The following is a 12,890-nucleotide window of genomic DNA, read 5'->3' on the forward strand; positions in this document are numbered from 1 at the left end:
TGGCTACTTTTTGATCTTTGCATTTTTAAAGTTTTGATCCACCAGTGACCAGTGGGTCAAATAGGCGGGATCACGCCGGATAGCTTTCATGAAGGTGACCGGATCGTCCAGAAATTCGGTTACTTGGGGATACATGCTCAGATCGGTGCCCTGTTTGATCATGGTGGCTTTTACTTGCGTAAACAAGCCCTTTAAGAATCCAGCATTTTGGTCAATGTAAGCGTCGTATTCCTCATCGGTATACAATTTCTGGAAAGTCGTTTGTGGTTTTATCGGTGGGGTCGTGGCAGCAATTTCCCCCGCATCAAGTAGAGGCGATTTTCCTTCCAAGAAGGCCATGATGTTTTCCACTTCCTTATTGAGCTCATCTACTTTGTTACTGAGGTCATTGGTATTGATACCCACAGCAACTTTTACGAAGTTGATAGGCTGTTCGGGAGCTGCTTCCCAGGCAACCCCTACCACCCGGGCGTAATCCCCGGTTTTCATATTTTTCGGGTGAATGGCTACCCCAAAGCCATCGTGATTCCCGGAGGTAATAATAAAGTCACCTACAGCTACTGGGCCAGCTACCTTAACTGGAACTTGCCCCATGAAAGCAATTTTTTCAAAATTAGATTCTTGACCCGGTTGAGGTTTGTTGCCAATAACTGCTGGTTGAGAAGAAACCACCATAAAATGGTCAGCATCAGTGGTATTGAGCGATACTTTTCCTCCCCGAACGCCAACTACTTCTCCAAAATGTACATCCCGTTCGCCTTCGCTTCTCGGTAACCATTCGGCATAATCCCCCGCTCCGGAAGAATAAGTAACGCCAATGTAGGTGCGAATATTCACCCCCCAACTGATGGATTCGGTGAGCAGGGCAGCCGTTTGAATCACTAGAGTGGCAATTTGGAGTACAGTACCAGCTATGGCACCGGCAGCAAAAAGCGAAGCACCTTCACCGATTGCCTTGGCGGTAAAGGCGGCAATTTGTCCGGCGAGAGCCACCGCTTGAAAAGCAAACTGTTGTACTTGCAGTTTGTATTGCCAGGTTTGCTCCAGTTCTGGAAATGTTTGTCCTTCAACGCGACCCCAGATGCCATAATCGTCGGCGAAAGTCAAGAAGTTGTTACTCCCATTACGCGATCCGTTCACCTTAATATATATGCCTTGACTGCTACCCTGTACCACCAGAGGATAACTACTCATCTCTGTATCGGGGCCATTTACTCCGCTTTTGATTTGCATCTGGCCTCCTTTGGTAAAGGTCAGGCGGGTTTGGTTGTTGGTTTTAATGGCTAAATCTTGCGCATCACGAGTACCCAGGAAATGAGTAGGCGGAGCAGTTGCCGAGTTGCCAGTAGTAGTCCAATAAATAGACTGAGTTTTTTCAGTGGCCTGATCTTCGCTCAATTTCGAGGTTGTAGCGGCATGCATGGCGTATGGAACCGACAACAAGCGGCTGCGGCTATGGATTTTGAGCACACCACTCTTTTCTCCAATTAATTCTATGTTCAGTTCAATTTGTTCTTTGCCCCAGGGAACTTGAGCAATTGTTCCTTTTGCTTGTTGGCCTTCTCCGATGATGATGTTGAACTGCCCCTGGAAGTCCGTACTGACTTTGTGAACTTCTGTATAATATGCTTCAACACTTTTGTTTTCTGACACCAATGCTATCTTGATGCTTACTGGCGCGTTTGCCAATACTTTACCCTGAGCATCACGAACTACGGCCTGGTAACTGATACCATCCGTCCCGGTTTGTGCGAGCATGGATAGAATGCCCAAGCTGCAAAACATGATTAAGGTGAGTAAACTTTTTTTCATTACATTATTATTAAAGCGTTGGTCATTCAGCATTACGCTGGACAACAGTCAAGCGGATGATTACAATTTTACAACTTTATGGTTCTGAATGAGTGAACTTCCAGATTTATGAACAGACAAGAGGTATACTCCTGCCGGGTAAGCACTCATGTCTATTTCGGCTTTTCCCCTTAACTTCAAGTCTTTGATCAAAACTCTACCCTGTGCGTCTTGTAAATTGGCCAGATACACTTCTTGATCATCGGAAATGCTAATCAGGTTGAGCATTGATCGAACCGGATTGGGGACCACTTGCACCATCTGCAGTTCACCAAAACTGATTTGGTTCACCTGAAGAGATGGCTGATGGAATCCTTCAGTAAGGGAGCCAGCATTTCCGGGCACCCTGGACACCGCTACCTCACCAAGCGTCCAACTCAATCTCATTTCAGGGGTAACGATGGTACTTCCAGCATTGCTCAGTACTTGGGGTGAGAGGGATTGGGCACCTAAGCACAGACAGGCAATTGAAAGGATGGCGCTAAAGTAAAATTTCATCAGCCTCATAAGTTTGTATTTTGTAAAAGAACCGCAAATCCACTGGTACCAAATGCAGGAACAATGGTTGAGTTCTTTTCTTGTAAGCAAAAGAATAAATGACCGAAATTCGTAAGGGAAAAGGGAAAACGGATTAACGCAATTTTTTTAACTAAGAGAGACGGTATAACTGAAATGGAAAAAAGGGTAGTGGAGTCAATACAAAGAGTTTGTATTGAAAAGGAATGAGTGGCGCACAAGTCCAAATACTTATAAGGTCTTTTCATGAGATACCGATTTATCAAAAATAACGTTAATGTCAAAATAGTTGATACCAAAGTCATTACAACTTCAGTCATCAGATTCAGTGTTTGAAATGGAATGATTGCGAAATAATCTACTTACTGGTCGTCTCTGAACAGCAATCAGTTCCTAAGAGCAGTAATACAAGGTAGTCAAGAAAAATTCCTTGCGAAGATAAGTTAAAGCTGCTTATGTAGTACAGGCGAGAGGGACTTTTTTTCTGTTTCTTGTAATCTGTATGTTTGGATTTTTTTTCGTTTTTATTTTGTTATAGCATTGGTGCTTATTGTTTTTAATACAGAAATAATATAATGCAATATTCACTTCCCCTTATTTTTCGGGCTTCTAATCTACAATAAATTGATAGCCCACTCCCTTTAGGGTAATGATTTGCACCCGCTCATCCTCGCGCAGATAGTCGCGCAAGCGGGTGATGTACACGTCAAGGTTGCGGGAATTAAAAAAAGAATCATCGCCCCAAATCTGTAGCATGATCACTTTTCGTTCTACCGTAAAATTGCGATGATCTGCCAGAATTTTGAGCAATTCTGCCTCGCGGTGGGAGAGCTTGCGTACTTGAGCCTGAAAGCGTAGTTCATACTTGCGCAAATCAAAGACGTATTTTCCCAAATGGATAATCCCGTTTTGTTCGCCACCAGTTTCCCCTGGATTTTGCCCACTCAGGTTGAGCAAATTGTGAATGCGAGCAATCAGCTCTTCCATACTGAAGGGTTTGCGGATGTAATCATTCCCACCAGAGGTGAAGCCTTTCAGGACATCTTCAGTTTGTGTTTTGGCAGTCAGGAAAATAATGGGTAGGGTAGGGAAGCGTTGGCGAATGTCCTCACCTAATTCATAACCGTTGCGGTTGGGCAACATCACGTCAAGCAGACAGATATCGGGCATAAAATTTTCAAAAACAGCCAAGACCTCGGCACCGTCGCCGACCATTTGTACTTCAAATCCTCGACTTTCAAGGCTTTCTTGGACGATTTTGCCCAAAAACAGCTCATCTTCTACGTACAGTACTTTTGTTGCCACTACACCTTATTTAATATGCCTGGGCAAAAATACCGTAAAACGGGTTCCATTGTCTACTTCGCTGTCCAGAATGATTTGTCCCCCGTGCTGTTGAATCACACCGGCTACATAGCTCAGGCCTAGGCCATAACCTTTGACGTTGTGCCGATCACCATTGGGCACCCGAAAAAACTGGTCAAAAACCTTGCCCTGGTATTCCTTGGGGATACCAATGCCCTGGTCTTTGACACTCAGGGTGAGGGTACCATTGTGCTCGGCCAACGCGATGTCAATTTTAGGCTCGTCTTTGCTGTATTTTAGTGCATTGTCCAAAAGGTTGTACACCACATTGGTCAAGTGAATTGGATCGGCTTCAATTTGAAAATCCTGGCCTTCGGTGGTAAAATTGACTTTGGCCCGATTTTTTTCAAACTGGAGGCTAAGCGACTCCAGGATTTTCTGGACAGCGTTTTTCAGATTAAAAGGTTCACGCTGGATTTGGAAGGTTTGATTTTCAAACATCGACATTTTTAAGACCCGATCCACCAGCATCGCCAGTCTTTGCATTTCGTGTTGGGAAATATCGATGTATTCACGAGTGCGTTTTGGATTGTTCAAGGCATTAAAATCCTTCAGTGCTTCCAGTGCTACACTCACCGTTGCAATGGGCGTTTTTAACTCGTGGGTGATGTTGCTGATGAAATCGTTTTTTAACTTGGTCAACTGTTGTTGCTGGCGCAAACTGCGGAAGATGACCCAAAAAGTCAGCCCGGTGAACAATAGCAGGAACAAACCAAAGATCATTTGAGGGGTCATCCGTTTGAGCAAAAACCAGCGATAGTCTTCCATCTCCAGCCGATAAAATTGGAAGGGTGGAATACTGGCCGGGGCAAAATGCACAATTCCTTCCTTGGACATTCCCTCGGGCAAAGAGTCGATCTTAGTCACTGAAAAAGCCAGCCGCAAGTCATTTTTATCCAATTGACTTTGGTAACGTTTGATCAATTGATCTTTGGGGATCGTATCGTCAGACAGCTCAAACATGGCATTGGCGCCCTTGGGGATTTTGCTCAAGGCCAAACCAATTCCTCGGCGCAAGCCAAAAGTCCGACGGAAACGCTCATCCTTCGGACTGCGTTGTTGCAGGTAAAAATTGATGGGCCGTTTTTCCGGATGGGTATCACGGTGTACGAAAGTCACACTGTCCATCCGCACAACCACCATGGTGGATGGCTTGGATGGGGGAGGAGGCTTGGCTTCAAACTGAAAATTGGGCGGAATGACTTTCCTGATCGAGCGACTCGGGTCTTCCTCCATAAACACGATCTTACGCTGGATGAGCGAGTCCTGCAAATCGCGTACCGTTTGGATAAAAACATTCTCCGATTGGTGGCGCAAAATGCTCTCCTGTTCCTGATATACCTTTTTCAGCCAGTAGATCTGAAACACGGCCAGCAGCAGCAAGCTGCCCGTCATTAAAGCCCGATACAATGTATTGTGCCGATACAAATCAGTAGATTTTGAAAAATGGTAGGGATTTTTTCCCCATTTCTAGCACAAAGTTACGTTAAAGCAAAAGGCTGCGCACCTGTCTTTAACCATTATTAACCTTAAATCAAGGAACGTTAACTTGGGGACTGGCCGATTCCAGCTTAGCTTTGTAGATCAAAAAAAGGAATTACCCATGAGGAATTTATTGCTGTTATTTTTTGGGGTGTTGTCCCTGGCTGTTTCAGCCCAAAACAACGAGGGCACCGTACTGTACAAACAAACGGTGTATATGCGTCGGGAAATACAAGCCAATGCACCGGCCGGAGTTGACCCTAATATGGCTCGGAACATCCCCGAATCCGTGACCAATGAGTTCAACCTCAATTTCACGGCCAAGGTGTCCTTGTACAAAGAAATTGCTTCTGCCGATGATGACAGTCAAGGCGGCCCCGGTGGAGGTGGCGGGATGCGTTTTATGATGCGCCGCTTTAATCCCCCCATTTACAAAGACCTGGCCAACAACCGCCAGGTGGAAGAAATGGACCTGTTTGGCAAGCAGTTTTTGGTCGACGATATCATCCCGACCCGTGCCTGGAAAGTAACTGGTCAGCAAAAGAAGATCCTGGACTACCCTTGTATCTCCGCAACGGTTACAGATAGCCTGATGGGCCGTGCCCGGGTGATTACGGCCTGGTTTGCTCCAACCATTCCAGTTGCCTTTGGCCCTCAAGGTTATGGTGGTTTACCTGGTATGATTCTGGAAATTGACATGGATGGTGGTCGGAGTGTGATCACTGCAGCCGAAGTGAAACTGCAAAAGCCAGATGAAGCCAGTATCAAAGCACCTGAAAAAGGTAAAAAAGTAACCCGCGCTGAATACCAAAAAATTCAAGTGGAAAAAATGAAAGAAATGCGCGAAGCAGGAGGCGGAAACTGGCAAGGTGGCGGCGGAAGGCAGATCATCATTCGGAACTAGAACCCAAAACAGGGTTCCAAAGTTCCAGGTTCCAAAGTTCCGGGGTTGCGCGATGAACCCTGGAACTCTGGAACCTGGAACCCTGGAACCTTTTTTTGTTGGTTAGAACCCCGACCGATTGTCGAAATTGTTTTTCTGATAAGGTATTTTGATGAAATCCAGGGTGCCTGGTTTCACTTGAATGTTCAGCACATAAGTACCTCGCTGGGGTTGCCAGGCAAAAGAGAGTTGCCAGCAATGCAGGTCGCGGGTGAATCCAATCGCCGGGTAAGTCAATCCTTTATTGACAAAGTCATAGCCAATATTGCCTACCGATACCCCCCAATTTTTAGTCAGTTCCACATTTCCTTGTGCGTTGATCGAATTGGTTCCCATCCGGAAGACGTTTTCATTGCCACGCGCTTCCCAGGAAAAATCCAGGTTGTGCGAGATGCTGAAGTTTTCAAATAAACTTAAGAAGTCCTGTTCTTGCTCATCGCGTTTCCGGGGTTGGGTTTCGCGTACATCGGTGATCAATTCTTCTTTTTTACCCTGAAACATTTCACGAATTTTTTGCACCGTCAAATCAGTTACAAAAGAAAAACGCGCAGTCTCCATTCGGGGAATAATTCTGCCCTGTTGCCACACCGTACGATTGTAGCGCAACCCCTGGGCATTCTCCAGATAGGGGTCCAAACTCATAAAAAAGCCCATCGTAGTCATGCCTTTAAAGAAACGCGCCGTGGTGCTCATACTGAGTTGACTCCATTTCAAAGAATCTGCGGCATAGTTGTAACTTCCGCCAATAACCAGGTTGTCGATGAGTTTGATTTTTTTCTCCATCGAATCCCTTTTTGAATAAGCCTTAGCCTGGAAAATGTTGTTGAGGCTGTAGCCGATGGCCATCTGTCGCCCGCTAGGGGTAGGGGTGCCGTACACGGCGATGTTGTCGAAGCGGGAATAAATCTGTTTGATCAGTGGAAAGCGGGAATCCAGTTGTACACTGTCGAAATAATTCAGGTCGGGATTCAAATAGTTGGGGGAGTAGTTGAACGATATGTTGGGCCGCATTTCCCAGCGCACCTCCCGTAGAGGAGTCAACTTACCCGTTTTGAGGGTAAAAAAGATCCGGGTATTCAAACTCACCCCCGCCGAAAACTGGTTGAATCGAGAAAAGCCCGATAGGGTATCGGTTTTAACGGTGCCAAAAGTAGTATCGTAACGGATCAAGGACTTTGCTGGGTCAAAAGGGTCGTCGAGCGTATCTGCCTTGATGATGTTCCGAGAGTCGAAGGATTTGGCGATGGATTTCAACTGCCAAATTTCGTTATAAGTTACATTGGGGTTGACGTTGATGTATTTCAACAACTTGAAAGAAGTGTTGACGTCGATGTTGTGCCGTGCCCCGGCTACGGCGTCCTGCCACATTTTTTGGGTAAAAATCGAGGTATCGTTGGTGACAAAACTGTTGCGGGCCTCCCCGGCGTAGCGCAAGGCAATGCTTTCGTACCACTTGTCTTGGGTCACTTTTTTCTTAAAAGGATAAAGGGTTTGGGTTTGGAATTGTACGTTGGGGAAGTTGATGGTCACCTTGCGGTTGTTCAGGTTTTGGCTATGGTTGAAAGAAGCACTGAGGCTATAGGGTTTACCCGGCCAATTTTTGGAAAAGTTCAGGTTGGAATACAACTGCGAGTTCAATACGCTGTAGGCATCGTTGAAAACACGTTGGGTGTTGCGGTTTCCTTGGATGTTGATGTTGCCGCCAATTTTTGCGTTGGGGTGAGCTGCTGCTTCCTGGTTGAGGTTGAACTGAATACCAAAACTTTTGGTGCGGCCGAATTTCCCGGTTTTTAAATCCTCTTGCACTTGAGAGTCAAAGCGCAGGTTCAAACCTGAAGCAAATTGATATCGTTTGCGGTAATCGGCCTGCAAAGCCAAGCCATAGGTGCCCCGGAAGTAAATATTGCTTCGCAAAGCCAGGTTCAGGTGATCCCCAACCGGGAAATACCAACCAATGTCGCGCAAACCAAAACCCCAGGATTCCGAATACTCATAATCACGGGGAAACAAGAGACCAGTACTGCGCCCTTTTTTCAGTGGAAAAAAACCAAAGGGTAACCAAATTGGTGTGGGCACCCCCATGATTTCAATCTGGGAAGGGCCCACGATGGCCAATTTATCCGGTATGATTTTTTGCTTCGTACTCCGAATGCCAAAGTGTGGATGATCAGCTTCACAGGTAGTAAAAAGCAGTTTTTGCCCAAAAAGGATGTTATCCGGTTTGGAGGTATCCTTTTTTTCCTCCTGAATGAGTTTCATCCTGGAGCCGTGTACAAAAAGGTCAGTTTGTTTGGTGCGCACTTCATAGACCATCCCCTTGCGGGTTTTGAAATTGTAACGCATTCTTTTGGCTGTAAAAGTTTGATCGCCATCCTGAAATTCCGGGACCCCGATCAATTTTCCCGTCACGGTATCCTCGCGTACTTCGGCGGTAACCACGTTATTGGCCCAATCCAGCTCAATAAATTCCGCTTTCAGGTTGATATCCGTATATTTTACCGAAGCCTGACCGTATAAATAGATTTTTTTCGCAATATTGTCCAATACCATGGAATCCACAGCGTTGTATTCGACCGGAGCATCCAGCGAGTCGTTGGAAAAACGAATGGTACGGGGCGCGCTGAACTGAAAAGAGTCGGGAAAAATAACCGGAAGGGTATCGGCAATGGTTAGGCTATCGGGCAGTTTTGGATAGGGATCTTGCGCCAGTAAAGGGGCAAATCCTAAGCAAAATAATAAAATTGCCCAGCTACTTGTTGCATTCCAAAAATGAATTCGGTTATTTTGCATTTTGTTCATAATCAAACCCAAATCAATTTTATTGCTTTTGAACTCAACCTCGATTTAATCCAGACCCACGAACTATGACAAAATCAATGTTTACTTTCCAAACGAAGCTCATACTCATCTCGTCCGCCGCCATCTTAGGCTTTAACATTTCTTTAGCAGCCTTTGGCCTCGGGCCGGGCAAAGTTATACAAAGCCCACGAATCCCTACGGATAAGCTGAGAAATTATTCCTTGTCAGATTCCTTGTTGCAAAAGTCCAATGCTTCATACCAGCTCAAAACAGTAGTGATTGATGCGGGTCATGGTGGCCACGATCCCGGATGCCACGGTGCCAGTGCCCACGAAAAGCACGTAACCCTGGCCATTGCCAAAAAATTGGGAGAACAATTGCAGCAACGTTTCCCCAATCTTAAAGTCGTATTGACCCGCGACAAGGATGTGTTCATCCCCTTGTACGAGCGGGCTGATATTGCCAATAAGCACAATGCCGACTTGTTCATTTCCATTCATTGCAATGCCATGCCCGGCAGCAATAGTGGTACTTACGGCACGGAAACCTACGTTATGGGTTTGCACACCGCTCAATACAATCTGGAGGTGGCGAAACGTGAAAACGCTGCCATCCTGTTGGAAGATAATTACCAAAAAAATTACGACTACGACCCCAACTCCCCCGAAGGGCACATCATGATCAGCATGTTCCAAAATGCGTATTTGAAACAAAGTTTACAATTCGCAGAACTGGTCGAAAACAAGTTGAACCTGCAGGCCAAACGCAAATCGCGCGGCGTGAAGCAGGCGGGCTTTGTCGTCTTGAAAGCAACGGCTATGCCCAGTGTACTGGTTGAAGTTGGTTTTTTGACCAATCCTTCGGAAGAGCAATTTTTGAATGGCCAATATGGTCAGGATCAGGTGGCTGGCGCGATGCTGGAAGCCTTCACTTTATACAAAAACCACGCCGAATCACCAGATTTTAATACAGAAAGCCAGTATGAAAACAGCGGTCAAAAAGAGGCTGTAGCCACTACCAACGCTGAGACTCCCATCGTCTATTCTTATGGTGCTTCCAATCAAAACAACAGCAATATTGCCGCCGTTCAAAACGAAAACAGAAACCCTGAATTGGCCAAATCCAAAGAAATTCCCGCTCCAGAACGGGCCAATGACCCAGGAGGAAATAGTCACAATGCCACCACCAACAGCAACCTGGGCAATGCCGCTTCCGCCAGTCGGTATGGCCCCGTACCTCCAGGCCCCAATGTCAATCGGAACCCGGTAACGAACAACCAGACGATGATGCCTCCCCCGGTAACAAATCTAAAAACCACCCCCCCTCCAGTCAACAACAACAATCCTCAAGTAAGTTTTAAAATCCAGTTGGCAGCCGGGCCAGTGGCCCCGAACCAAGTGGAATCCAAATGGAAATCTTTTCCCTTCCCCATCGAAGTAGCTCAGGAAGACAATTTGTACAAGATTCGTACCCAGGCTTATACGGATTATCAGCAAGCCAATCAGGTGCGTAGCCGCTGTAAGGAATTGGGTTTCAATGATGCGTTTATTGTGGCAATGAAAGATGGGAAACGAATCTCTTTGGCGGAGGCTAAAAAAGTGCTTGGTATTCCCTAAAAAAGTTTAGGGAGGTTGAGGGAGGTTGAGGAGGTTTAGGCTACCGCAGCGATTTTGACAAAAGCTATTGTCAAAGTAACTGCGGTAGCCTAAACCTTCTCAACCTCCCTCAACTTTCCTCAACCTTTTCAACTTTTTTCCTACCTTTGCGCCTCCAAAATTTTGCATTTCATGTCAAACGAAATTAAAATCGCCCTTCTGGCCGTTGTTGCAATTGCACTTTCCATTTGGGGAATCAAGTTCATCAAAGGAAAAAACCTCCTCACTCGCTCCAACCTCTACTACGTGGAATACGAGGATGCCCTCAGTATCCAAACCTCCTCGTCAGTGGTGATCCAAGGGGTGAACGTTGGTTATGTCGCAGATGTCAAACTGCAGAAAGGTTCAGAAAAAGTCCTGGTTACCCTGGATTTGAACAAAGACCTGGAAGTGCCCAAAGGCACCCGCGCAGAGATTTTCGCCAATGGTTTTATGGGCACCAAAAGTGTCCGCCTACAATTCCCTCCCGTGGAGGAACGCCAGGGCATGCTCGAACCCGGCGCTTACCTGATCCCCGGCTCTGTAGGCTTCCTGGGGGCAAATATTCCGCAGGACGAACTCAAACAATACGTACAAATTTTCCAGGACGGCATCAAAGGAGCACTCGATTCGCTCAATGAGGGCCTGACCAATGGGGATCCCAATAGCCCCATCAACCGCAGTCTGAAAAACCTGGAATTGACACTGGCCAACCTGCAATCGGCTACTTCCTCGGCGGATCGCCTTCTGGCCTCATCTTCCGGTGAAATCAAAGGTACCCTCAAAAGTTTGAACGAGCTGAGCGCCAGCCTCGCCAGTAGCAAAGCCAAAATTGGCAACATCATCAACAATGCGGACAAGTTCAGTGGCCAGTTGAATGAAATGGACCTGAAAAAGACGCTTACAGAGGTGGATCAGACTTTGGATGGGCTCAAAGTCACCTTAAACAAAGCAAATCAAACCTTTGGTTCAGTTGAAGGGATGATGAATGACGTAAAAGCAGGGAAAGGCTCGCTTGGTAAGTTGCTCAGCAGTGATAGCCTGTACAATAGCTTTGATCGCCTTAGTACCAGTGCGGATTCTTTGACAAAAGATATTAAAAATCGCCCGTATCGTTACATTCCGCTGAAAGGTAGAAAGCGGGTGCAGAAGTATGATAAGTTGGATGGGAAGCAATGATGCGACTTCGGATGTGGGATTTCGGATTTCGGTGGACTTTCAGGTTTGGAAGTCTACCGAAATCCGAAATTCTACAGTTTCGGACAAATCAGCCGCGACCGACTCCGATCCGGCTTAATATACGTCAGCGACATCTCAAACGCTCCTCTTGAATAATTCGAGGTCTTCAGCCCCGATGAGGTAATATCATAGCTGAAACCCAAGTTCCATTTTTCCAATTCAAAAATAGCGGCTACAATCACCGCATCTACACCAATGCCACGGTCAGCACGGTTGTTGACGTGCGTCCACAAGCCAGTGCGTAGGGCCAATTCCTTCCATTCGCGGTTGGTGTACCGAATGTTGGCACCCAGCGTGGTGCTCATCATCGGGCCCTGGCTCATGAACAAAAAGGCTGGCATAATGCTCAATTGTTTGGTCAGGGGCATTTCACCACCGCCGTGGATGCTGTAGCGCCGGAATATCCGCACCTGATCGTCACCCGTAAAGGAAGCAGAAGGGGTATTCAAATGGTGCATGGCTCCACCGAGGTACAAACTTTTATTGTCGTCCCAAACGGCGTACCACAAAACTCCCGCGTTAAAATCGAAGTAAGGATTGCTGCTCAGGCCATCAAATGCCTCGTTGGTGGGGGCATTGGGATCGAAAAAATACCCATTGGCGTCGTATTGCGCTGAAAAAGACAAGTCCGCCCAATTGAGCGATTGCTGGGCAAAACCCAACTGTGCACCCGCCACAATGTATTGCTCATTGGCGGCATAACGCCCACCATTGACCTGCTTGAGGTAAGCCCCTCCGAGGTTGAATTGGGTCAGGTGAAAATTGGCCAAACCCGCCTGATCGCGCATGGCGGAGCCACTGATGGCAAAATAATCCTTATTCACCGCGCGGAACCGTTGATCCCAACTGGCCGAAATGGTTCTGAATGGTTTACTGCCCAAAAGGCTGTAGTACAAGTCGCGGTAATTCACCGCCAAGCGGGCGGAACCGCTGGTTACACCGGCCATCGCGGGATTCACATGCAAAGGGGAGGCATAAAATTGGGCGAAGCGGGGGTCTTGCGCCTGTATTTTTGCCCAAAAGGACAAAAACAGGATCGAAAATAGTACGTATTGCTTCAT

The 12,890-nt window shown here is 46.7% G+C and carries 9 protein-coding genes; 3 read left to right on the top strand and 6 right to left on the bottom strand.

The window, feature by feature from the left end; genetic code table 11:
- Positions 1 to 3: 3 nt before the first annotated feature.
- The 4 genes from ACEW9O_RS18930 to ACEW9O_RS18945 all read right to left on the bottom strand — a co-directional run bounded on the left by ACEW9O_RS18930 (position 4) and on the right by ACEW9O_RS18945 (position 5,160).
- Complete coding sequence (locus ACEW9O_RS18930) at positions 4 to 1,812, bottom strand: hypothetical protein (RefSeq protein ID WP_373551757.1); 1,809 nt, start codon at positions 1,810 to 1,812, stop codon at positions 4 to 6.
- Between the two features lie 60 nt (positions 1,813 to 1,872).
- Complete coding sequence (locus ACEW9O_RS18935; protein WP_373551758.1) at positions 1,873 to 2,349, bottom strand: T9SS type A sorting domain-containing protein; 477 nt, start codon at positions 2,347 to 2,349, stop codon at positions 1,873 to 1,875.
- Between the two features lie 627 nt (positions 2,350 to 2,976).
- Positions 2,977 to 3,672 carry a response regulator transcription factor gene (locus tag ACEW9O_RS18940; RefSeq protein WP_373551759.1) on the bottom strand — a complete coding sequence of 232 codons (696 nt, stop codon included), beginning with the start codon at positions 3,670 to 3,672 and terminating at the stop codon, positions 2,977 to 2,979.
- Between the two features lie 6 nt (positions 3,673 to 3,678).
- On the bottom strand, positions 3,679 to 5,160 hold the full coding sequence (locus tag ACEW9O_RS18945) for a sensor histidine kinase (RefSeq protein WP_373551760.1): 1,482 nt from the start codon (positions 5,158 to 5,160) through the stop codon (positions 3,679 to 3,681).
- Between the two features lie 175 nt (positions 5,161 to 5,335).
- Here ACEW9O_RS18945 and ACEW9O_RS18950 point away from each other — a divergent pair, with 175 nt between their 5' ends.
- Positions 5,336 to 6,118, top strand: coding sequence for a GLPGLI family protein (locus ACEW9O_RS18950; protein WP_373551761.1), 783 nt, complete (start codon positions 5,336 to 5,338; stop codon positions 6,116 to 6,118).
- A gap of 102 nt (positions 6,119 to 6,220) precedes the next feature.
- Here ACEW9O_RS18950 and ACEW9O_RS18955 read toward each other — a convergent pair whose 3' ends face one another.
- Positions 6,221 to 8,947 carry a putative LPS assembly protein LptD gene (locus ACEW9O_RS18955; protein WP_373551762.1) on the bottom strand — a complete coding sequence of 909 codons (2,727 nt, stop codon included), beginning with the start codon at positions 8,945 to 8,947 and terminating at the stop codon, positions 6,221 to 6,223.
- Positions 8,948 to 9,033: 86 nt separating this feature from the next.
- Between ACEW9O_RS18955 and ACEW9O_RS18960 the strand changes: the two genes are divergently transcribed.
- Positions 9,034 to 10,572: an N-acetylmuramoyl-L-alanine amidase gene (locus ACEW9O_RS18960; protein ID WP_373551763.1), complete on the top strand. Its 1,539-nt coding sequence runs from the start codon at positions 9,034 to 9,036 to the stop codon at positions 10,570 to 10,572.
- A gap of 171 nt (positions 10,573 to 10,743) precedes the next feature.
- Positions 10,744 to 11,769 carry an MlaD family protein gene (locus ACEW9O_RS18965; RefSeq protein WP_373551764.1) on the top strand — a complete coding sequence of 342 codons (1,026 nt, stop codon included), beginning with the start codon at positions 10,744 to 10,746 and terminating at the stop codon, positions 11,767 to 11,769.
- Positions 11,770 to 11,840: 71 nt separating this feature from the next.
- Here ACEW9O_RS18965 and ACEW9O_RS18970 read toward each other — a convergent pair whose 3' ends face one another.
- The gene (locus ACEW9O_RS18970; RefSeq protein ID WP_373551765.1) at positions 11,841 to 12,890 is read right to left on the bottom strand and encodes a PorP/SprF family type IX secretion system membrane protein; all 1,050 of its coding nucleotides are present in this window, start codon (positions 12,888 to 12,890) and stop codon (positions 11,841 to 11,843) included.

The organism is Haliscomenobacter sp., assembly GCF_041740695.1.
In the GTDB taxonomy this organism is placed as follows: Bacteria; Bacteroidota; Bacteroidia; order Chitinophagales; family Saprospiraceae; genus Haliscomenobacter.